A 23,687-nucleotide genomic window follows, 5' to 3' on the forward strand; every position below is an offset into this window, starting at 1 on the left:
GACTTATCGTCACGACTTCACTACCACTGGTCGCGCCGTGTAGCGTGCGCACCAACGAAACAACCCCCGCCGGTGCTGCAACACCGAACGGGGGTCTGACCGCTTCGATCGAAGGAAGTCGATCTGTGGCTATCCACGACTCTACCGCCATGGCCGCCTCCGGATACGGAAAGCGCTCCGCTCCGGACCAGTTGCCCCGCGGGGCCGGCGACTTCTCGCACCTCCCCGCCCGCGAGGCGTACCTCGCCTCGCTCGTCGACCGGCTCCCGGACGGCGCGGCGATGGACGTCAAAACCCTTGCCGCGTACCAGCCTCTCTTCGGGCAGATGGCCGTCCGTACGGCGCTCAACAAGCTCTCCGCCGCAGGTCACCTGCGTCGCATCCGGGAGCGCATCGACTCCAAGGACTGCCGGTGGGTGCACCGCACCTACTTCTCCCGGACCCCGCGCAGCGACGCCTGGTGGGACCGATTCATCGCCACCGGCGAGGCGTCAACACCCGCCGATCCCGATCCCCCGAAAGAGCGACCGGCCACCCCGGCCCAGACCCCCGCCTACACGGCCCTCGCGGACCTCGGCCTCGCCGACCCCCGGCTCTCCCTCTCCGCAGCCGACTGCACCGCCCTCGAACCCCTCGCCGCCGAATGGTTCGCCCGGGGCACCACCCCGGCCCTCTTCACAGCCGCCCTGGTCTCCGGTCTCCCACCGGACATCCACAGCCCGGCAGGCTTCACCCGCCGTCGCCTCGTCGACAAACTGCCCCCCGAGCGCTCCGCGCCGCCCGCCCGCATCACCGAATGCACCGCCTGCCGCACCCCCTGCCGCCCACCCGCCCTCCCCGGGGGCCTCTGCCGCCCCTGCCGCAGCGGCCTCACACCACCCCCGCCCCCGACCCGCCTCGCCCCCGCCGCCGTCCACCGCCACGCCGCCGGCATCCGCGCCGCGCTGCCCGGCAACGCCCGCCGGCTCACCGGCGCCCTCGCATCGACCGCCGCATCGCCTCGACCAGCCGCACCTGCGCCCGGGCCACCTCGCCACTGGCCTCCCGGAACTCCTCCTCACTGAGCGGCGTACGCACCGGATCGACGCTGCGCGCAACGCGATCGAGGAAGCGGTCGACCGACTGCCCGAAGCTGTCGATCTCTCGCACGACCTCAGCAGGAGCGACCAAGCCGACCCGCGTCAGCACGGCGCTCCACTCGGCCCAGTCGTAGTCCCAGCCCTGACGATCAGCGTGCGCCCGCTTGATCACCATGGTGAACTTGGCGTAGTGACTGAGGAGTTCCTGGTACGCGACCAACTGCTGATCCCGCGACCACTGCTGGTCCTGCCCCCGCCTGGTGACGACCCCGCCCACCAGCACCCCCACCGTCGCCGAGGCCGCCCCGGCAACGGTCGTGATCAGCACATCCAGCACGGCCACCCCAGCCCCTACACCTGCTCCTGACAGACCCTGGTCTCCGTGGGCCTGACCCCTCGGACCATCGTGCAGTCTGCCCGCCCGACCACCTGGTCGACCCAGCGATCGACCAGGCGAGCCGGAGAGGTGCCCGACGCCTCATCGCCCAGGGCACCGGGACTCGGCAAGTGCTGGTGCCCGGGGCGGGGAGGCCACCGGACGAACTCGTACCCCGCCAGGAAGTCCTGCACGGGAAGTCGGCGGGGCCGACTTCCCGTGCATCATGATCAGGACGGGAAGATCGGGGCGGAGATGACGTTCTCCTCGCCACTGTCGAGGCAGGAGTACAGCCGGGCCTGGGCGCCCTGGTAGAGGCCGCCCCAGGAGTTGAGGCAGTTGGCGGAGGCGACCTTCGGCTGGATCTGCCTGCCGTTGCCCTTGTAGACCCAGTTGAACCAGGTGTCGTTCGCCGAGCCCTGGGTGCAGGGGTAGAGGCGCATGTGGTTGCCCGTGGTGTCGCCCCCCTCCCAGTTGTTCACGCACAGGACGTGCCCGTTGTTGCTCCCGGACGCGTGGATCTCGAAGTGGGTCGCGTCCGCCGGGTACAGCGAGAACTGCTGAGCCTCGGTGCCGTTGCAGCCCCAGATCTGGACCGTGGCGCCGGTGGCGAAGTTGCCGCCGGAGACGTCGAGGCAGTACCCGTTGGCGAACCGGACCTCACCCCAGACGGACCTGGTGTCGGCGTGGGCGGCGCCGGTGCCGAGCGTGGCGACGAGCAGAGGCGCCGCGGCGACCGCGGCGAACTTGGCCAGGAATTTGCGCATGGTGGTGCTCCCCCGTTGATCAGCGAACTGTTGATCGCGATCGTAGGGGGTTCCCTCCGAATCATGATCATCGAGCGGGGACGAACCGGAATCGGAGCAGGGCGGTGACCCCCGCGCAGGAAGTCGGTGGGGCCGACTTCCTGCGCTGCTGGGGTGTTGTGTGGGAGGTCGGCGCCAGAAGTCGGGGGGACCGACTTCTGGCGCCGGGCATGAGGGTGGGGGTCAGACGCCGAGGTCTTCGATGAAGCTGAAGAGTTCGTCGTCGGTGGCGGTGGAGACGTCGGCCGTGGTGGTGGGCTGGGTGTCGAGGGTGGTGAGGAGTTCGCGGAGGCGGGTGGTGAGGCGGGTCCTCAGGACGGGGTCGGTGGGGAGGTCGGCGAGGGAGCGCTGGATCTGGTCGAGGTCGGCGAAGAGGCGGAGGCCGTCGGTCGGTTGGTCGGCCGGTTCGCCGAAGCGGGTGGCGAGGTGGGCGGCGAGGGTGGCGGCCGTGGGGTAGTCGAAGACGAGGGTGGCGGGTAGGCGCAGGGCGGTGGCGGCGGTGAGTTGGTTGCGGAACTCGAGGGCCGTCAGGGAGTCGAAGCCGAAGTCCTGGAAGGGCTTCTCCGGGTTGATCTCGGAGGCGTCCGCGAAGCCGAGGATGGTCGCGACCTGGCCCCGGACGAGCTTGAGCAGGTGGTCCTGTCGCTCGGTGGTGGTGAGGGAGGAGAGGTGGGAGGCCAGGCTCGCCGAGGAGCGGGCCTCCCTGGTGGCTGCCCGCCGGGCGCCCGCCGGGCGGAGGGCGCGGAGGAGGGCGGGGAGGTCGTCGATGCGGTGGCGGAGGGCGGCCGGGTCGACCTTGAGGGCGACCAGGACCGGGTGTTCGGCGGTGAGGGCGGCATCGAGGGCGGCGAGGCCCTGGGCTTCGGTGAGCGGGGGCAGGCCCTGGCGGCGCATGCGCTCGAGGTCGGATTCGGCGAGCCATTCGCTGAGGCCCGTCCGGGTGTCCCACAGGCCGTAGACGACGGCGGTGCCGGGCAGTCCGGCGGCGCGGCGGTGGGTGGCGAGGGTGTCGAGGAAGGCGTTGGCGGTGGCGTAGTTGGCCTGGCCGGCGGCGAGGACCATGCCGCCGGCGGAGGAGTACAGGACGAAGGCGGTGAGCGGGAGGTCGCGGGTCAGTTCGTGCAGGTGCCAGGCGGCGTCGGCCTTGGCGGCGAGGACGCCGTCGAACTGCTTGCGGGTGAGGGCGTCGACCAGGCCGTTGTCGCCGATACCGGCGGCGTGGACGACGCCGGTGAGCGGGTGCTCGGCCGGGACGGTGGCGAGCAGCGCGGCGAGGGCGGAGCGGTCGGACACGTCGCAGGCGGCGATGGTGACGTTCGCGCCCGACGCGGTCAGCTCGTCGTGGAGTTCGGACGCTCCGGGGGCGGCGAGGCCGCGGCGGCTGGTGAGGAGCAGGTGGCGGACGCCGTGCGTGGTGACTAGGTGGCGGGCCGCGAGTGCGCCGAGGCCGCCGGTGCCACCGGTGATCAGGACGGTGCCGTTCGGGTCGAGCGGCGAGGCGGCAGGAGTGGCGCCGGGGTGGCGGACGAAGCGTGGCGCGGTCACCGTGCCCGCGTGGAGGGCGAGTTCGGGCTCCTCGGTGGCGAGGGCGGCGGGCAGCAGGGGCAGGCTCTGTTCGTCGGTGTCGAGGAGGACGAAGCGGCCCGGGTGCTCGGCCTGGGCGGCGCGCACCAGGCCCCAGACCGGGGCGACGGCGAGGTCCGGGTCGGCGGTGGCGACGGCGCCCCGGGTGACGAGGGCGAGGCGGGCGTCGGCCAGGCCGTCCTGGGCGAGGAACGCCTGGATGATGTCGAGGGCCCGGTAGGTGGCCTCGCGCAGTCGTTCGGGGGTACCCGCGGCAGTTGGGGCCGGGATCTCGGCCAGGACCCAGGCTGGACGGGCGGCGGCGAGCGCGGCCCAGTCGGGGTGGCGGTCCACGCCGGTGAGGCCGGGCAGGTCGTCGCCGAGGACGGCGAGGCCGGTGGGCGCGGGGCTCGCGGCCCGTACGGCCGTCCACTCGACATCGAAGAGGAACTCCGACGACCGGTCGGCGGTGGCGAGCTGCTCCACCGAGAGGGGGCGCAGTCGCAGCGCGCCGACGGTGAGGACGGGCGAGCCGTCCGCGTCGGCGATCTCCAGCCGGACGCCGTTGGCACCCTCGGACCGGACCCGGACGCGGACCGTCGTGGCGCCGGTGGCGTGCAGGCTCACGTCCTGCCAGGCGAAGGGGAGGGCGGGGCGGCCCGGCTCGACGTCCTGGAGGAACTCGCCGAGGGCGAGGGTGTGCAGGGTGGCGTCGAGCAGCGCCGGGTGGAGGCCGAAGCGGGCGGCCTCCGGGTGGGCGGGCTCGGGGAGTTCGACGGCGGCGTGGACCTCGCTGTCGAGGGACCAGGCGGCGGTGACGCCCTGGAACAGCGGGCCGTAGTCGAGGCCGAGTTCGGCCATGCGGTCGTACAGGTCCTCGACGGCGACGGGCTGCGCTCCGGTCGGGGGCCAGGTGGTGAGCGGGGTCGGCTGGTCGGACGCGGCGGGGGAGAGGTGGCCCTCGGCGTGGAGGGTCCAGGGCTCCTCGGAGTCCCCGTCGGCCGGGCGGGAGTGGACGGTGACGGCGCGGTGGCCGTCCTCGGCCGGGGCGCCGACCGCGACCTGGAGCTGGACGGGCGTGGCGAGCGGCAGCGGGGCCTGGAGGGTGAGTTCGTGGAGGTGGGTGGTGTCGGTGCGGTGGGCGGCCTGGAGGGCGAGTTCGATGAACGCGGTGCCGGGGAGGATGGGGGTGCCGTGGACGGTGTGGTCGGCGAGCCAGGGGTGGGTGGTGAGCGAGAGGCGGCCGGAGAGCACGAACTGGTCGCCGGCGGCGAGTTCGGTGACGGCGGTGAGCAGCGGGTGGTCGAGCGCGCCGAGACCGGCGCCGCTCACGTCCGTACCGGCTTCGGCGGCGGCGACCCAGTAGCGCTGCCGGTCGAAGGCGTAGGTGGGCAGGTCGACGGGGGCGGCGGCGGCCGGGATGAGCGGGGTCCAGTCGATGCGGGCGCCGCGTGTCCAGAGGGTGCCGAGGGCTTCGAGGGCGGTGCGGGCTTCGGGGTGGTTGCGGCGGGCGACGGGGGCGGCGGTGACCTCGGGGGCGTCGGCGAGGATCTGGCGGGTGAGGGCGGTGAGGATGGCGTCGGGGCCGGTCTCGACGTAGGTGGTGATGCCCTGCGCGTGGGCGGTGGTGAGTCCGTCGGCGAAGCGGACGGCTTCGCGGACGTGGCGGACCCAGTACTCGGGGTCGGTGAGCTGCGCCGAAGTCGCCATCTGGCCGGTGACGTTGGAGACGACGGGGATCGTCGGCTCGCGGTAAGTGACGGAGGCGGCGACCGTGCGGAACTCGTCCAGCATCGGGTCCATGAGCGGCGAGTGGAATGCGTGGCTGACGCGCAGGCGCTGCGTCTTGCGACCTTTCGAGGCCAGCCGTTCGGCGATCTGGGTAACGGTGACGTCCTCGCCGGAGATCACCACGGAGGTGGGCGCGTTGACGGCGGCAATGGCTGCGGTGTGCTCGTGTCCGGCGAGGAGCGGGAGGACGTCGGCCTCGGTGGCCTGGGCGGCGATCATGGCGCCACCGGCCGGGAGTGCCTGCATCAGGCGACCGCGCGCGGCGACCAGCCGGGCCGCGTCCGCCAGGGAGAACACCCCGGCGATATGCGCGGCCGCCAGCTCACCGATCGAGTGCCCGATCAGGGCAGCGGGCCGCAGCCCGTGGCTCTCCAGCAGCCGGTAGGCCGCCACCTCGAACGCGAACAGCGCAGGCTGCGTGTACTGCGTCTGGTCCAACTCATCTGACGAGAAGCACAGTTCGCGCAGCGACCGCCCGAGCACCGGGTCGAAGGCCGCACACACCTCCTCGAAGGCCGCCGCGAACACCGGGAACGCGGCACACAACTCCCGCCCCATCCCCGCCCGCTGAGCCCCCTGCCCGGTGAACAGCACACCCACCTTCGGCGCCCCCTGCGCCGCCCCGGTGACCGCCAACCGCCCGAGCTCGCCCCGGAGTTCCTCCAGATCGGCGCCGACCGCCACGGACCGGTGCTCGAAGACCGTCCGCCCGTGCAACGCCTTGGCGACGGCCCCCGGGTGCAACTCGGGCTGCCGCGCGACGAGTTCGGCGAGCTTGCCCGCCTGCCCGCGCAGCGCCTCGGGGCTGGCGGCGGACAGCAGCCAGGCGTGCGGCCCGGCCTGCGCGACAGTCTCCGGCGCCTCGACGGGCTCGGCCTGCTCCAGCACCACGTGCGCGTTGGTCCCGCTGATGCCGAAGGAGGAGACGGCCGCCCGGCGCGGGCGGTCCACCGACGGCCAGTCCCGCTGCGAGGTCAGCAGCTCCACCGCGCCCGTGTCCCACTCGACGTGCGGGCTCGGCGCCTCCACGTGGAGTGTCCGGGGCAGGACGCCGTGCCGCAGCGCCATGACCATCTTGATGACGCCACCGACCCCGGCGGCCGCCTGCGCGTGCCCGATGTTGGACTTGAACGAGCCCAGCAGCAGCGGCACACCCCCCGGGCCGCGCTCCTGCCCGTACGTGGCGAGGAGCGCCTGTGCCTCGATCGGGTCGCCGAGGGTGGTGCCGGTGCCGTGCGCCTCGACGGCGTCGACGTCTGCGGGCGTCAGCCCGGCGTTGTCGAGGGCCTGGCGGATGACGCGCTCCTGGGAGGGGCCGTTGGGTGCGGTGATGCCGTTGCTGGCGCCGTCCTGGTTGACCGCCGAACCGCGCACCACGGCGAGGACCCGGTGGCCCTTGGCCTGGGCGACGGAGAGCCGTTCGAGCGCGAGGACGCCCACGCCCTCGGCCCAGGAGGTGCCGTCGGCGGAGGAGGAGAAGGACTTGCAGCGCCCGTCGGGGGCGAGGCCCCGCTGGCGGCTGAACTCCAGGAACATGCCGGGCGTGGCCATCACGGTGACGCCGCCCGCGAGGGCGAGCTCGCAGTCGCCGTTGCGCAAGGCCTGGGCGGCGAGGTGCAGGGCGACGAGGGAGGAGGAGCAGGCGGTGTCGAGGGTGACGGCCGGGCCCTCCAGGCCGAGGGCGTAGGCGACGCGGCCGGAGATCAGGCTGCCGCCGCTGGTGGAGGCGAGCAGGGCGTTCATGCCGTAGTCGTGGTACATCACGCCCGCGAAGACGCCGGTGCGGGAGCCGCGCAGGGTGCGCGGGTCGAGGCCGATCCGCTCGATCGCCTCCCAGGAGGCTTCGAGTAGGAGGCGCTGCTGCGGGTCGATGCCGACGGCCTCGCGCGGGGAGATGCCGAAGAACTTCGGGTCGAACTCGGCGGCGTCGTACAGGAATCCGGCGCGGCGGCAGTAGGAGGTGCCGGGGTTCCCGGGGTCGTCGTGGAAGAGACCCTCGATGTCCCAGCCCCGGTCCTCGGGCAGCTCGGAGACGGCGTCGCGGCCCTCGATCACCAGGTCCCAGAGCTGTTCGGGGGTGGTGACGCCACCGGGGTAGCGGCAGGCCATGCCGACGACGGCGATCGGCTCGCGGTCCTTGTCGCGGACCTCCTGGAGGCGCTGCCGGGTGCTGTGCAGCTCGGCGGTGACGCGCTTGAGGTACTCGACCAACTGCTCTTCACTGGGCACGGTTTCGTGTCCTTCCTCAGCGGGACCGGCTCAGGAGAGCCCGAGTTCGTTGTCGATGAAACTGAGCAGGTCGGCGGCGCTGGCGGCCTCCAACCGTTCGGCCAGGTCCTCGGTCTCGGCGGGCCTGGTCGCCTTCTTCCAGTCGGCGAGCAGCTGTTCGAGGCGGACGGTGATCGCCTCGCGGTCGGTGTCCGGGGCGGCGCTCTGGACGGCCAACGAGGCTTCGACGGCGTCGAGTTCGGCGCTCAGGCCGCGTCCGGGAGTGGGTGCGGGAGCCGGGGCGAGGGCGCCGAGCAGGTGGGCGCAGAGGGCGACGGGGCTCGGGTAGTCGAAGACCAGGGTGGCCGGCAGGCGCAGTCCGGTCGCGGCGTTGAGCTGGTTGCGCAGCTCGACGGCGGTCAGCGAGTCGAACCCGAGGTCCTGGAAGGCCCGTTCGGGCTCCACCGCGTCGGCCGAGGCGTGGCCGAGGACTCCGGCCGCCTTCTCCTGGACGAAGAGCAGGACGGCGGCCTCCCGTTCGGCCCCTGCGAGGCCCGTGAGCCGGCGCTCCAGCTCCACCGGGCCGGTGCCCGCTCCGCCCCGGGCCGTACGGCGGGCGCCGGCGGGGCGAAGGCCGCGCAGCAGGGCGGGCAGGTCGTCGGTGCGGTGGCGCAGGGCGGCCGGGTCGACCTTGAGGGGGACGAGGACGGGCCGCTCGGCGGTGAGTGCGGCGTCGAGGGCGGCGAGGCCCTGGGCCTCGGTGAGCGGGGGCAGGCCCTGGCGGCGCATGCGCTCCAGGTCGGCCTCGGTCAGGCCCTCGCTCAGGCCGGTGCGGGTGTCCCAGAGGCCGTAGGCGAGGGAGGTGGCCACCCGGCCCTCGGCGCGGCGGTGGGCGGCGAGGGTGTCGAGGAACAGGTTGGCGGTGGCGTAGTTGGCCTGGCCTGCGGCGAGGACCATGCCGCCGGCGGAGGAGAAGAGGACGAAGGCGGTGAGCGGGAGGTCGCGGGTCAGTTCGTGCAGGTGCCAGGCCGCGTCGGCCTTGGGGGCGAGGACGCGGTCGAACTGCTCCTCGGTGAGGGCGTCCACGAGCCCGTTGTCGGCGACCCCGGCGGTGTGGACGACGGCCGTCGGCGGGTGCTCGGCGATGAGCGCGGCCAGCGCGGTGCGGTCGGAGACATCGCAGGCGGCGATGGTGACGCTCGCGCCCAACGCGGTCAGCTCGTCGTGGAGTTCGGACGCTCCGGGGGCGGCGAGGCCGCGGCGGCTGGTGAGGAGCAGGTGCCGGACGCCGTGCGTCGCGACCAGGTGGCGGGCGACGAGCGCGCCGAGGCCCCCGGTGCCGCCGGTGATCAGGACGGTGCCCTCCAGCGCGGGGAACTCCGGGGCCGGGCCGGGCGTGTGGCGGACGAGGCGCGGGACGGTCATCGCGCCCTGCCGGAGGTCGAGTTCGGGCTCCTCGGTGGCGAGGGCGGCCGGGATGAGCGGCACGCTCTCCTCGTCGGTGGACAGGAGCGCGAAGCGGCCGGGGTGCTCGGCCTGGGCGGCCCGGATCAGGCCCCGGACGGGGGCGAGTGCGAGGTCCGGGCCGGAGGCGGTGGAGTCGGTGCGGATGACCAGGGTGAGGCGGGTCTCCGCCAGCCCGTCCTGGGCGAGGAAGCCCTGGACCAGCCCGAGCGCGTGGCGGGTGGCCTCGCGTAGCCGCTGCGGCGCCTCGCCGGGCGCGGGCACGGGGAGTTCGGCCAGCAGGTGCTCGGGGGCGGGGCCCGTGAGCGCCGTCCAGTCGGCGCTACGGACGACGCCGGGGAGGTCGGCGAGGCCGGCGGGGCCGGCGCCCAGGACGGCGATGGCGGCGGAGGATTCGGAGGCCGCGAGGGTGGCGGGCACCCAGTCCAGCGCGTACAGCACGCCGGACGCCTGCCCGGCCCCCGCCAGTTGCTCGGCGGAGACGGGCCGGATGCCGAGGGTCTCGACGGTGAGGACGGGCGCGCCGGTGGCGTCCGCCATGGCGATGCTCACGCCGCCGCTGCCCTGGGGCGCGATCCGGACGCGGACGGTGGTGGCACCCGCCGAGTGCAGGGTGACCCCGGACCAGGAGAACGGCAGGAGCGTCTGCTCGGTGCCGTCCTCGCGGCCGATCAGCAGCATCATGTGCATCGCCGCGTCGAACAGTGCCGGGTGGAGGCCGAAGCGGGCGGCGTCGGCGTGCGCCTGCTCGGGCAGCTCGACCTCGGCGAACACCTCCTCGCCGCGCCGCCAGACCGCCCTCATGCCCTGGAACACCGGGCCGTAGCCGTAGCCGCGGCCGACCAGGTAGGGGTAGGCGTCGGCGGTGTCGACGGACTGGGCGTCGGCGGGCGGCCAGGCGGCCAGGTCCGCCAGGTCGGGGCCGGTGTCGGCGGCGGGACGGGTGGCAGGGGCGAGCAGGCCGTCCGCGTGGACGGTCCACGGCTCCTGGTCCTCACCGTCGGGCCGGGCCTCGGGCCGCGAGTGGATGGCGACCGGCCGCAGCCCCTGGGCGTCCGGGGCGCCGACCGTCACCTGCACCTGGAGCCCGCCCTGCTCGGGCAGGACCAGCGGCGCCTGCAGCGTGAGGTCCTCCAGCACCGGGCAGCCGGCCTCGTCACCGGCCCGGATGGCCAGCTCGGCCAAGCCCGTGCCGGGGACGAGGGTGGTGCCGTGGACGGTGTGGTCGGCGAGCCAGGGGTGGGTGGTGAGGGAGAGGCGGCCGGAGAGCGCGAGCTGCTCGCCGGTGGCGAGTTCGGTGACGGCGGTGAGGAAGGGGTGGTCGAGGGCGTTCAGTCCGGCGGTGCTCAGGTCGCCGGTGGCGGCCTGCGGCTTGATCCAGAAGTGCTGGTGGTCGAAGGCGTAGGTGGGCAGCTCGACCGGGCCGGCGGCCGGGACGAGCGGGGTCCAGTCGATGCGGGCGCCGCGCGTCCAGAGGGTGGCGAGCGCTTCGAGGGCGGTACGGGCTTCGTCGTGGTTGCGACGGGCGACGGGGGCGGCGGTGACCTCGGGGGCGTCGGCGAGGATCTGGCGGGTCAGCGCGGTGAGGATGGCGTCGGGGCCGGTTTCGACGTAGGTGGTGATGCCCTGTGCGTGGGCGGTGCCCAGGCCGTCGGCGAAGCGGACGGCTTCGCGGACGTGGCGCACCCAGTACTCGGGGTCGGTGAGCTGGGCCGAAGCCGCCATATCCCCGGTCACGTTGGAGACGATCGGGATCGTCGGCTCGTGGTAGTGGAGGGAGGCGGCGATCTCGCGGAACTCGTCGAGCATCGGGTCCATGAGCGGGGAGTGGAAGGCGTGGCTGACGCGCAGGCGCTGTGTCTTGCGTCCGGCGGCGGCGAGCTGCTCGGCGATCGCCGTGACGGCCTCCTCCTCGCCCGAGACGACGGTGGACCCGGGTGCGTTCACGGCGGCGACGGCTGCCCGGCCCTCCTGTCCGGCGAGGAGCGGCAGGACGTCGTCCTCGGTGGCCTGGACGGCGATCATCGCGCCACCGGAGGGGAGTTGCTGCATCAGCCGGCCGCGCGAGGCGACCAGGTGGGCGGCGTCGGGCAGATCGAGCACGCCCGCGACATGGGCGGCGGCCAGCTCGCCGATGGAGTGACCGACCAGGACGGCGGGCCGCAGCCCGTGGCTCTCCAGCAGTCGGTAGGCGGCGACCTCGAACGCGAACAGTGCGGGCTGCGTGTACTGCGTCTGGTCCAACTCGTCCGACTCGAAGCACAGTTCGCGCAGCGACCGCCCGAGCAGCGGATCGAAGGCCGCGCACACCTCCTCGAAGGCCGCGGCGAACACCGGGAACGCCGCGGACAACTCCCGTCCCATCCCCGCCCGCTGGGCACCCTGCCCGGTGAAGAGGACGCCGACCCGGGGCGATTCGGTCAGCGCCGCGCCCTGGACCAGGCCGGGAGCCGTGCCGCCCTGTGTCGACGCGTCCTGTGCCAACGCGCCCAGCGCGGCGGGCAGTTCCTCGCCGCCGAGCACGACCGCGCGGTACTCGAAGGCCGTACGGGCGGCCAGCGCCGCCGCGACGGCTGCCGGGGCGACCTCAGGCCGCTGCTCCAGGAACGCGGTCAGCCGCGCCGCCTGGCCGCGCAGGGCCTGCGGGCTGCGGGCCGAGACGAGCCAGGGAGCCGGGGTCGAAGGATTGTCCGAGCTGAACTCCGCAGCCTGCACCGGCTGTTCGAGGATGACGTGCGCATTGGTGCCGCTGATGCCGAAGGAGGAGACGCCCGCGCGGCGCGGGCGGTCCACGGCTGGCCAGTCCCGCTGCTCGGTGAGCAGCCGTACCGCGCCCGCCGTCCAGTCCACGTGGGTGGTCGGCTCCTCGACGTGCAGGGTCCTCGGCAGGACGCCGTGGCGCATCGCCATGACCATCTTGATGATCCCGCCGACGCCGGCGGCGGCCTGCGCGTGGCCGATGTTGGACTTCAACGAGCCGAGCCAGAGCGGTTCTTCGCGCTCCTGCCCGTACGTCGCCAGCAGGGCCTGTGCCTCGATGGGGTCGCCGAGGCTGGTCCCGGTGCCGTGTGCTTCGACGGTGTCGACCTCGGCGGCGGACAGGCCCGCCTGGGCGAGTGCCTGCCGGATGACGCGCTCCTGCGAGGGGCCGTTGGGGGCGGTGAGCCCGTTGCTGGCGCCGTCCTGGTTGATCGCCGAGCCACGCACCACGGCCAGCACCCGGTGCCCGTTGCGCTGCGCGTCGGACAGCCGCTCCAGCAGCAGCATGCCGACGCCCTCGGCCCAGGAGGTGCCGTCCGCGCCGGTGGAGAAGGACTTGCAGCGTCCGTCCGGGGCGAGGCCCTGCTGGCGGCTGAAGTCGATGAAGGCGCCGGGGGTGGCCATGACGGTCACGCCTCCGGCCAGCGCCAGCTCGCATTCGCCCTGGTGGAGGGCCTGCGCGGCGAGGTGCAGGGCGACGAGGGAGGAGGAGCAGGCGGTGTCGACGGTGAGGGCGGGGCCCTCCAGGCCGAGGGTGTAGGCGATGCGGCCGGAGGCGACGCTGCCCGCGACGCCGGTGCCGATCAGGCCCTCCAGCTCGCCGGGCGTGGTGCCCACCGCGGGCAGGTAGTCGTGGTACATCACGCCCGCGAAGACGCCGGTGCGGGAGCCGTGCAGGCTGCGCGGGTCGAGCCCGGCGCGCTCGACGGCCTCCCAGGAGGTCTCCAGCAGGAGGCGCTGCTGCGGGTCGGTGGCGAGGGCCTCGCGGGGTGAGATGCCGAAGAAGGCGGCGTCGAACTCCCCGGCCTCGTGCAGGAATCCGGCCTCCCGGCAGTAGGAGGTGCCGGTGCGGTGCGGGTCGTCGTCGAAGAGCGTGTCGAGGTTCCAGCCGCGGTCGGTGGGGAACGGCGTGATGCCGTCCCGGCCGTCCGCGACGAGCTGCCACAGGTCCTCGGGCGAGGCGACCCCGCCGGGGAAGCGGCAGGCCATGCCGACGATCGCGATCGGGTCGTCCGCGTCCGTGCCGCCGGTGCGGGTGACGGTCACGGCGGTGGCCGTGCCGAGGAGCGCGGTGGCGAGGTGGCGGGCGAGCGCGACGGGGGTGGGGTGGTCGAAGATCAGGGTCGCGGGCAGCTGGAGGTCCGTGGCGGTGTTCAGCTGGTTGCGCAGTTCCAGGGCGGTGAGCGAGTCGAAGCCCAGCTCCTGGAACAGCCGGTCGCTGTGGACGGCCTCCGGCCCGGCGAAGCCCAGGACGGCGGCGACCTGGCCCCGGACGATCCCCAGCAGCAGCTCCTGCCGGGCGGGCCCGTCGAGTCCCGCGAGGCGCTCGGCGAGGGCGCCCTGGGCGCCGGGCCGGGCGGCGGCGCGGCGCAGACGGCCGCCCGGGCGACCGGCGGCGAGGCGGCGCAGCAGCGGGTGCACCTGCTCGCCGTCGGCGAGCGCCCGCAGGTCGAGGCGGGCGGAGAGGACGGCCGGGCGGTCGGCGGTGAGCGCGGCGTCGAAGGCGGCGAGGCCCTGGGCGTCGGTCAGCGGCAGGACGCCGGAGCGGCCCATGCGGCGCAGGTCGGCCTCGGTGAGGTGGGCGGTCATGCCGCCCGCGTTCCACAGGCCGTAGGCGAGGGCGGTGCCGGGCAGGCCCTCGGCGCGGCGGGCGGCGGCGAGGGCGTCGAGGTAGGCGTTGGCGGCGCCGTAGTTGGCCTGGCCGGGGTTGCCCCAGGTGCCGGCCAGGGAGGAGAGGAGGACGAAGGCGGTGAGCGGCAGGTCGCGGGTCAGCTCGTGCAGGTGGCGGGCGGCATCGGCCTTGGGGGCGAGGACGTGGTCGAGGCCCTCCTCGGTCAGGGCGCTCACGGGGGCGTCCGCGAGGGTGCCGGCGGCGTGGACCACGGCGGTGAGCGGGTGGTCGGCCGGGATGGTGGCGAGCAGTGCGGCCAGGGCCTCGCGGTCGGAGACGTCGCAGGCGGCGACGGTCACCTCCGCACCCAACTCGGCGAGGTCCAGCGCGAGTTCGGAGGCTCCGGGCGCCTCGGAGCCGCGCCGGCTGGTGAGCAGGAGGCTGCGGGCGCCGTGCGCGGTGACCAGGTGGCGGGCGATGAGGGCGCCGAGGCCCGTGGTGCCGCCGGTGATCAGGACGGTGCCCTCCAGGGAGGGGAGCTCCGAAGGGGAAGGGGTGTGCCGCACGAGGCGCGGGGCGCTCACCGTGCCCTGGTGGAGGGCGAGTGCGGGCTCGCCGGTGGCCAGCGCGGCGGGCAGCAGCGGCAGGCTCTCCTCGTCGGCGTCGACCAGGACGAACCGGTCCGGGTGCTCCGCCTGCGCGCTGCGGACCAGGCCCCGGACGGCCGCCTGCACCGGGTCGGGGGCGGCCGTGGCCACCGCGCCCCGGGTGAGGAGGACGAGCCGGGGGGCCTCGGGGTCGGCCAGGTGCTCCTGGACGGCGGCCAGCGCCTGGCGCAGGGTGTCGCGCAGCGGATCCTCGGCCTCGGCGGGCGCGGCGGTGATCTCGACGACGGTGTACGGGCCGGGCTCGGTCTCGGTCCCGGTCTCGGTTTCGGTCTCGGCCTTGCCGGTGGCCACCGGGGGCCACTCGACGTGGAAGGAGACGTCGGCGGTGGAGGCGGTCGAGGCGAGGGCGGCCGTGAGGCGGTCGGCGGCCAGCGGGCGCAGGGCGAGCGCGTCGAGGGTGAGGACGGGCGCGCCGGTCGCGTCGGCGAGCTGGAGCGAAGCCTCGTGCGGGCCCTCGGCGGTGATCCGGACGCGCAGGGCGGTCGCGGCGTGCGCGTGCAGGGTCAGGCCGGACCAGGTGAAGGGGAGCAGGGTCTGCGCCTGCCCTTCGGCCTCGTGGGTGTCCTGGTTGACGGCCAGGGTGTGCAGGGCGGCGTCCAGCAGTGCCGGGTGCAGGGCGTAGCGGTCGGCCTCCGCCCGTACGTCCTCGGGCAGTTCGACCTCGGCGTACAGGGCCTCCTCGGTCCGCCAGGCGGCGCGCAGGCCCTGGAAGGCCGGGCCGTAGTCGAGGCCGAGGTCGGCCAGTCGGGCGTAGAGCTCGGCGGGGTCGGTGGCCTCGGCGCCGGCCGGGGGCCAGGCGGTGAGATCGCTGGGCGCCCGGTCGGCGGCGGGGGAGAGGTGGCCCTCGGCGTGCAGGGTCCACGGCTCGGCCGAGTCGGCCGACTCCTCGGGGCGGGAGTGGACGGCGACGGCGCGGTGGCCCGTCCCGTCCGGCTCGGCGACGGTCACCTGGAGCTGGCGGGCGCCCTGGTCGGCGAGCACCAGCGGGGCCTGGAGGACCAGTTCGCCGACGCGGCCGCTGCCGGTGCGGAGAGCAGCCTGGAGGACCAGCTCGACGAGCGCCGCGCCCGGTACGACGGTGGTGCCGTGGACGGTGTGGTCGGCGAGCCAGGGGTGGGTGGTGAGGGAGAGGCGGCCGGAGAGGATCAGCTGCTCGGTGCCCGCGACGCGGGTGACGGCCCCGAGGAGGGGGTGGTCGAGGGTGTGCAGGCCGGCGGTGGTGAGGCCACCGGTCGTGGGCTGGGGCTTGATCCAGTAGTGCTGGTGGTCGAAGGCGTAGGTGGGCAGCTCCGCCGGGGTGGCGGCGGCCGGGATGAGCGGGGTCCAGTCGATGGTTGCGCCGCGCGTCCAGAGAGTGCCGAGGGCATCGAGGGCGGTACGGGCTTCGTCGCGGTTGCGGCGGGCGAGGGGCGCGGCGGTGGCCTGGGCGTCGTCGGCGAGGATCTGGCGGGTGAGGGCGGTGAGGATGGCGTCGGGGCCGGTCTCGACGTAGGTGGTGATGCCCTGGGCGTGGGCGGTGGTGAGTCCGTCGGCGAAGCGGACGGCTTCGCGGACGTGGCGGACCCAGTACTCGGGGTCGGTGAGTTGCGCCGAAGTCGCCATCTGGCCGGTGACGTTGGAGACGACGGGGATCGTCGGTTCCAGGTAGGTGATACTGGCGGCGACTGTGCGGAACTCGTCGAGCATCGGGTCCATGAGCGGGGAGTGGAAGGCGTGGCTGACGCGCAGGCGCTGGGTCTTGCGGCCTTCGGCGGCGAGCTGCTCGGCGATGGCGGCGACGCTGGCCTGCTCGCCTGAGACGACGGTGGACCGGGGCGCGTTCACGGCCGCGATGGCCGCCTTGCCCTGGTGTCCGGCGAGGAGCGGGAGGACGTCGGCCTCGGTGGCCTGGACGGCGATCATGGCGCCGCCCTCAGGCAGCGCCTGCATCAGACGGCCACGTGCGGCGACCAGCCGGGCCGCGTCCGTCAGGGAGAAGACCCCGGCGACATGTGCGGCGGCCAGCTCGCCGATGGAGTGGCCGACCAGGACGGCGGGCCGCAGCCCGTGGCTCTCCAACAGCCGGTAGGCGGCCACCTCGAACGCGAACAGCGCGGGCTGCGTGTATTGCGTCCGGTCCAACTCATCCGAGTCCGAGCCCGACTCGAAGCACAGTTGGCGCAGCGACCGCCCGAGCAGCGGATCGAACGCCGCGCACACCTCCTCGAAGGCCGCCTCGAACACCGGGAACGCGGCGCACAACTCCCTTCCCATGCCCGCCCGCTGAGCCCCCTGCCCGGTGAACAGCACCCCCACCTTCGGCGCCGCGAAGGCCCCCTCGAAACCGCGGGGATCGTTCGCCAACGAGGCCAGCCCGGCGGCCAGTTCGTCCGTCTCGCCGCCGACGACCACCGCCCGGTGCTCGAAGACCGTCCGCCGCAGGAGCGCGGCCGCGACCGCACCCGCGCCCAACTCGCCCTGCTGCTCCTCCAGGTGAGCCGCGAGGCGGGCAGCCTGGGCGCGCAGCGCCTCGGGGCTCGCCGCTGAGACCAGCAGAGGGACGAGCCCGGCGGGCGCCTCCGGCTCCTCGACGCTCTCGGCCTGCTCGAGGATGACGTGGGCGTTGGTGCCGCTGATGCCGAAGGAGGAGACGGCCGCCCGGCGCGGACGGTCGACCTCCGGCCACTCCCGCTGCGAGGTGAGCAGCTCGACGGAGCCCGTCGACCAGTCGACGTGGGTGGTGGGTTCGTCCACGTTGAGGGTCTGCGGGAGCACGCCGTGGCGCATCGCCATGACCATCTTGATGACGCCGCCGACGCCGGCGGCGGCCTGCGCGTGGCCGATGTTGGACTTCAACGAGCCGAGCCAGAGCGGTTCTTCGCGCTCCTGCCCGTACGTCGCCAGCAGGGCCTGTGCCTCGATGGGGTCGCCGAGGCTGGTCCCGGTGCCGTGCGCTTCGACCGCGTCGACGTCGGCCGACACCAGCCCGGCCTGGGCGAGCGCCTGCCGGATCACCCGCTCCTGCGAGGGCCCGTTCGGCGCGGTCAGTCCGTTGCTGGCACCGTCCTGGTTGATCGCCGAGCCCCGGACGACCGCCAGCACCCGGTGCCCGTTCTCCCGCGCGACCGACAGCCGCTCCAGTACGAGGACGCCGACGCCCTCGGCCCAGGAGGTGCCGTCCGCGCCGGTGGAGAAGGACTTGCAGCGCCCGTTCGGCGCGAGGCCCCGCTGGCGGCTGAACTCCACGAAGGCCGCCGGGGTGGCCATCACGGTGACGCCGCCCGCCAGCGCGAGATCGCACTCGCCCTGCCGGAGCGCCTGCGCGGCCAGGTGCAGGGCGACGAGGGAGGAGGAGCAGGCGGTGTCGACGGTGAGCGCCGGGCCCTCCAGCCCCAGGGCGTACGCGACGCGCCCGGAGGCGACGCTGCCCAGGCTGCCCGTGCCGACCATCCCCTCCAACTCCTCGGGAACGGCCCCGACCGCCGGCTGGTAGTCGTGGTACATCACACCGGCGAAGACGCCGGTCCGCGTACCGTGCAGCCCGCGCGGGTCCAGCCCGGCGCGCTCGATCGCCTCCCAGGAGGTCTCCAGCAGCAGCCGCTGCTGGGGGTCGATCGCCACGGCCTCGCGGGGCGAGATGCCGAAGAAGGCGGCGTCGAACTCCCCGGCCCCGTGCAGGAATCCGGCCTCCCGGCAGTACGAGGTGCCCGCGTGCTCGGGGTCGTCGTCGAAGAGCCCGTCGAGGTCCCAGCCACGGTCCGTCGGGAACCCGGTGATGCCGTCCCGGCCGTCCGCGACCAGGCGCCACAGGTCCTCGGGCGAGGTGACCCCGCCGGGGAAGCGGCAGGCCATGCCGACGATCGCGATCGGGTCCTCGTCCGCGCCGACCGTACGGGCGACGCTCACGGTGGCCGCCGTGCCGAGGAGCGCGGTGGTGAGGTGGCGGGCGAGCGCGACGGGGGTCGGGTGGTCGAAGACGAGCGTCGCGGGCAGGACCAGCCCGGTGGCGGCGTTCAGCTGGTTGCGCAGTTCCAGGGCGGTGAGCGAGTCGAAGCCCAGCTCCTGGAACAGCCGGTCGGCGTGGACGGCCTCCGGACCGGCGAAGCCCAGAACGGCCGCGACCTGCCCGCGCACCACGTCCAGCAGGAACGCCTGGCGGCCGGGCTCGTCCAGCCCGAGCAGCTGCTCGTACAGCGGTGAACCGGTGCGGGCGCGCCCGGCGGAGGCGCGGCGCAGCCGGCCGCCGGTCACCTGGTTGGCGGCCAGGCGGCGCAGCAGCGGCCGCACTCGGTCCTGGTCGGCGAGGGCGCGCAGGGCGAGGCCCGTGGAGACGAGGAGCGGGCGGTCCGTGCCGAGGGCGGCGTCGAGGGCGGCGAGGCCCTGCTCGACGGTCAGCGGGCGCAGGCCCTGGCGGCGCATGCGCTCCAGGTCGGCCTCGGTGAGGGCCTCGCTCAGGCCGGTGCGGGTGTCCCAGAGGCCGTAGGCGAGGGCGGTGCCGGGCAGGCCCTCGGCGCGGCGGGCGGCGGCGAGGGCGTCGAGGTAGGCGTTGGCGGCCGCGTAGTTGGCCTGGCCCGCGTTGCCCCAGGTGCCGGCGAGGGAGGAGAGGAGGACGAAGGCGGTGAGCGGCAGCTCGCGGGTCAACTCGTGGAGGTGCCGGGCGGCTTCGGCCTTCGGGGCGAGGACGTGGTCGAGCTGCGCCTCGGTGAGCGCGGTGACGGGGGCGTCGGCGAGGGTGCCGGCGGCGTGGATCACGGCGGCGAGGGGGTGCTCGGCCGGGACGGAGCCGATCAGCGCGGCCAGGGCTTCGCGGTCGGAGACGTCGCAGGCGGCGACGGTGACGCTCGCGCCCAACGCGCCCAGCTCGTCACGGAGTTCAGCTGCTCCGGGTGCTTCGAGGCCGCGTCGGCTGGCGAGCAGCAGGTGACGCACGCCGTGGGTGACGGCCAGGTGCCGGGCTGCGAGAGCGCCGAGGCCACTGGTGCCGCCGGTGATCAGCACGGTGCCGTCGAGTGCCGGGGCGGCGGCCGTCTCGCGCAGCCGGACGAGGCGCGGCGCGCTCAGCGTGCCCGCGTGGAGGGCGAGTTCGGTCTCGTCGGTGGCGAGGGCGGCGGGGAGCAGCGGCAGGCTCTCCTCGTCGAGGTCGACCAGGACGAACCGGCCCGGGTGCTCGGCCTGCGCGGCCCGGATCAGGCCCCAGGCGGCGGCGAGCGCCGGGTCGGACACGGCGGGGGCGACGGCGCCTCGGGTGACCACGGCGCCCCGGGTGACCACGGCCAGGCGGCAACCGGCGAACCGCTCCTCGGCCAGCCACTCCTGCGCGAGGGCCAGTACCTCCCGGGTGACGGTCCGGACGGCCTCCGGGCCCTCACCGCTGCGGACCTCGGCCAGCACGACCTCGGGCAGCGGCCCGGCGGCGGCCAGCGCGTCGAGGCCCTCGTACGGGTCGACGCCGAGCGCGGAGGTACGGACGGCTGCCAGGCGCGGGGCCTGATCGGCGGTGGGGACGGGCAGCTCGACCCACTCCACGCCGAGCAGCGCGCCGGACGCGCCGCCCGTCAACTGCCCGGCGGTGACCGCCCGCAGGACCAGCTCGTCCACGGACAGCACGGGCGCCCCGGCGCCGTCCGCGACCTGGAGGCGGACGGACGGGCCGTCCGCGCGGGCGACCCGGACCCGCAGCTCGGTCGCGCCCGCCGACCACAGGGTTACGCCCGACCAGGAGAACGGCAGGCGGGTCTCGGACTCCTCCTCGCCGCCGCCCAGCGCGATGGTGTGGAGGGCGGAGTCGAGCAGCGCCGGGTGGAGGCCGAAGCGGGCGGCGTCGGCGTGCGTCTGCTCGGGCAGTTCGACGGCGGCGAGGATCTCGCCGTCCAGCGACCAGGCGGCGGTGACGCCCTGGAACAGCGGGCCGTAGCCGAGCCCGAGGTCCGCGAGGCGGTCGTAGAGGCCCTCGACGGCGATCGGCTGGGCACCGGCCGGGGGCCAGGCCGTGAACTCCTGGGCGGGCGGGACGTCCCGGCCGGCGAGCAGGCCGTCCGCGTGGAGGGTCCAGGGCTCCTCGGAGTCCCCGTCGGCCGGGCGCGAGTGGATGGTGACGGCGCGGTGGCCGGTCCCTTCCGGCTCGGAGACGGTCACCTGGAGCTGGCGGGCGCCCTGCTCGGTGAGCACCAGTGGGGCCTGGAGGGTGAGTTCGTGCAGGTGGGTGGTGTCGGTGCGGTGGGCGGCCTGGAGGGCGAGTTCGACGAAGGCGGTGCCGGGGAGGATGGGGGTGCCGTGGACGGTGTGGTCGGCGAGCCAGGGGTGGGTGGTGAGGGAGAGGCGGCCGGAGAGGACGAACTGGTTACCGGCGGCCAGCTCGGTCACCGCGCCCAGGAGCGGGTGCTCGACGGCGCTCAGGCCGGCGGTGGTGAGGCCACCGGTCGTGGGCTGGGGCTTGATCCAGTAGTGCTGGTGGTCGAAGGCGTAGGTGGGCAGGTCGACGGGGGCTGTCTGGGCGGGGAGCAGCGGGGTCCAGTCGATGGTTGCGCCGCGTGTCCAGAGGGTGCCGAGGGCTTCGAGGGTGGTGCGGGCTTCGTCGTGGTTGCGGCGGGTGAGGGGTGCGGCGGTGGTCTGGGGGGCGTCGGCGAGGATCTGGCGGGTGAGGGCGGTGAGGATGGCGTCGGGGCCGGTTTCGATGTAGGTGGTGATGCCCTGGGCGTGGGCGGTGGTGAGGGCGTCGGCGAAGCGGACGGCTTCGCGGACGTGGCGGACCCAGTACTCGGGGTCGGTGAGTTGCGCCGAAGTCGCCATCTGGCCGGTGACGTTGGAGACGACGGGGATCGTCGGTTCCCGGTAGGTGACGGTGGTGGCGACCGTGCGGAACTCGTCGAGCATCGGGTCCATGAGCGGGGAGTGGAAGGCGTGGCTGACGCGCAGGCGCTGGGTCTTGCGGCCTTCGGCGGCGAGCTGCTCGGCGATGGCGGCGACCGTGGCGTCCTCGCCCGAGATCACCACGGAGGTGGGCGCGTTGACGGCGGCAATGGCTGCGGTGTGCTCGTGTCCGGCCAGGAACGGGAGGACGTCGGCCTCGGTGGCCTGGACGGCGATCATCACGCCGCCCTCAGGCAGCGCCTGCATCAGGCGACCGCGCGCGGCGACCAGCCGGGCCGCGTCCGTCAGGGAGAAGACCCCGGCGACGTGCGCGGCCGCCAGCTCACCGATGGAGTGGCCGATCAGGGCGGCGGGTCGCAGCCCGTGGCTCTCCAGCAGGCGGTAGGCGGCGACCTCGAACGCGAACAGAGCGGGCTGGGTGTACTGCGTCCGGTCCAACTCATCCGAGTCCGACTCGAAGCACAGTTCGCGCAGCGACCGCCCGAGCAGCGGATCGAACGCCGCGCACACCTCCTCGAAGGCCGCCTCGAACACCGGGAACGCGGCACACAACTCCCGCCCCATCCCCGCCCGCTGAGCCCCCTGCCCAGTGAACAGCACCCCCACCTTCGGCGCGTCGGACACGGCCTCGCCACCGACCAAAGCCCTGAGCCCGTCGACCAGTTCGCCGACCTCCGACCCGGTGACCACCGCCCGGTGCCCGAACACCGTCCGTCGCGCGAGCGCGGCCGCGACCGCCGCCGGTTCGGCCTCCGGCCGCTGCTCCAGGAACGCGGCCAGCCGTGCCGCCTGCCCGCGCAGCGCTTCGGGGTTCGCGGCGGAGACCAGCAGCGGGACGAGCCCGGTGGGCGTCTCCACCTCTTCGACGCTCTCGGCCTGTTCCAGGATGACGTGCGCGTTGGTGCCGCTGATGCCGAAGGAGGAGACGGCCGCCCGGCGCGGACGGTCCACCGCCGGCCAGTCCCGCTGCTCGGTCAGCAGCTCCACCGCGCCCGCCGACCAGTCCACGTGCCGGGTCGGCTCGTCCACGTTGAGCGTCTGCGGCAGCACACCGTGCCGCATCGCCATGACCATCTTGATGACGCCGCCGACACCGGCCGCCGCCTGGGAGTGCCCGATGTTGGACTTCAGCGACCCGAGCCAGAGCGGTTCCTCGCGCTCCTGCCCGTACGTCGCCAGCAGCGCCTGCGCCTCGATCGGGTCCCCGAGGGCCGTGCCCGTCCCGTGCGCCTCGACCGCGTCGACGTCGGCCGAGGCCAGTCCGGCCTGGGCGAGTGCCTGCCGGATGACGCGCTCCTGGGAGGGGCCGTTGGGGGCGGTCAGCCCGTTGCTGGCACCGTCCTGGTTGATCGCCGAGCCACGCACCACGGCCAGCACCCGGTGGCCCTTGGCCTGCGCGACCGACAGCCGCTCCAGTACGAGGACGCCGACGCCCTCGGCCCAGGAGGTGCCGTCCGCGCCGGTGGAGAAGGACTTGCAGCGCCCGTCCGGGGCCAGCCCCCGCTGGCGGCTGAACTCGACGAACGACGAGGGCGTGGCCATCACCGTCACGCCGCCCGCCAGCGCCAGCTCGCACTCGCCCTGGCGCAGGGCGTGCGCGGCGAGGTGCAGGGCGACCAGGGAGGAGGAGCAGGCGGTGTCGACCGTCACCGCCGGGCCCTCCAGGCCGAGGGTGTAGGCGATGCGGCCGGAGGCGATGCTGCCCGCGCTGCCGGTGCCGACCATGCCCTCCAGTTCCTCCGGGACGGCGGCCACGGGCGGCTGGTAGTCGTGGTACATCACGCCCGCGAAGACGCCGGTGCGGGAGCCGTGCAGGGCACGGGGGTCGAGGCCGGCGCGCTCGATCGCCTCCCAGGAGGTCTCCAGCAGCAGCCGCTGCTGCGGGTCGATGGCGACGGCCTCGCGGGGGGAGATGCCGAAGAACGCCGGGTCGAACCGGCCCGCGTCGTGCAGGAACCCGGCCTCCCGGCAGTAGGAGGTGCCGGCCTTCTCCGGGTCGTCGTCGAACAGGGTGTCGAGGTCCCAGCCACGGTCGGTCGGGAACGGGCTGACGCCGTCCCGGCCGTCCGCGACGAGCCGCCACAGGTCCTCGGGCGAGGCGACCCCGCCGGGGAACCGGCAGGCCATGCCCACGATCGCGATCGGCTCCTGCTGCCGCTCCTCCATCTCCCGCATCCGGCGGTTGACGTCCCGCAGCTCTGCCGTGGCGCGACGCAGATACTCGCGCAGACCGCTCTCGTTGTTCGACATCGCCAGTCCCCTAGCCCTAGCTCAGAGATTCAGAAGGTCGGA

General features: G+C 74.5%; 4 protein-coding genes and 1 pseudogene. 1 reads left to right on the top strand and 4 read right to left on the bottom strand.

From position 1 onward, the window contains the following. Positions 1-149: 149 nt before the first annotated feature. Positions 150-1,064 (top strand): hypothetical protein, encoded by a 915-nt coding sequence (locus ACIBCA_RS04795; protein ID WP_396281383.1) that lies wholly within the window; start codon positions 150-152, stop codon positions 1,062-1,064. On the opposite strand, the gene ACIBCA_RS04800 is transcribed toward ACIBCA_RS04795, so the two are convergent. The 4 genes and pseudogenes from ACIBCA_RS04800 to ACIBCA_RS04815 form a co-directional block, all read right to left on the bottom strand. Continuing rightward, positions 967-1,422, bottom strand: a complete 456-nt coding sequence (locus ACIBCA_RS04800) for a hypothetical protein (protein WP_396281384.1) — start codon at positions 1,420-1,422, stop codon at positions 967-969. The two genes, ACIBCA_RS04795 and ACIBCA_RS04800, sit on opposite strands and share 98 nt — an antisense overlap. Before the next feature lie 263 nt (positions 1,423-1,685). Further along, positions 1,686-2,222: an RICIN domain-containing protein gene (locus ACIBCA_RS04805; protein ID WP_396281385.1), complete on the bottom strand. Its 537-nt coding sequence runs from the start codon at positions 2,220-2,222 to the stop codon at positions 1,686-1,688. A gap of 222 nt (positions 2,223-2,444) precedes the next feature. Continuing rightward, a pseudogene (locus ACIBCA_RS04810) lies at positions 2,445-7,841 on the bottom strand (type I polyketide synthase); the annotation flags it as partial. A gap of 33 nt (positions 7,842-7,874) precedes the next feature. Then, on the bottom strand, positions 7,875-23,651 hold the full coding sequence (locus ACIBCA_RS04815) for an SDR family NAD(P)-dependent oxidoreductase (protein WP_396281797.1): 15,777 nt from the start codon (positions 23,649-23,651) through the stop codon (positions 7,875-7,877). Positions 23,652-23,687: the final 36 nt, after the last annotated feature.

The organism is Kitasatospora sp. NPDC051170, assembly GCF_044455705.1.
Taxonomy (GTDB): domain Bacteria; phylum Actinomycetota; class Actinomycetes; order Streptomycetales; family Streptomycetaceae; genus Kitasatospora.

Excerpts from the sequence above, each read along its gene's own strand:
- ACIBCA_RS04805 (WP_396281385.1), bottom strand. The coding sequence starts at position 2,222 with ATGCGCAAATTCCTGGCCAAGTTCGCCGCGGTCGCCGCGGCGCCTCTG.
- ACIBCA_RS04795 (WP_396281383.1), top strand. The coding sequence starts at position 150 with ATGGCCGCCTCCGGATACGGAAAGCGCTCCGCTCCGGACCAGTTGCCC.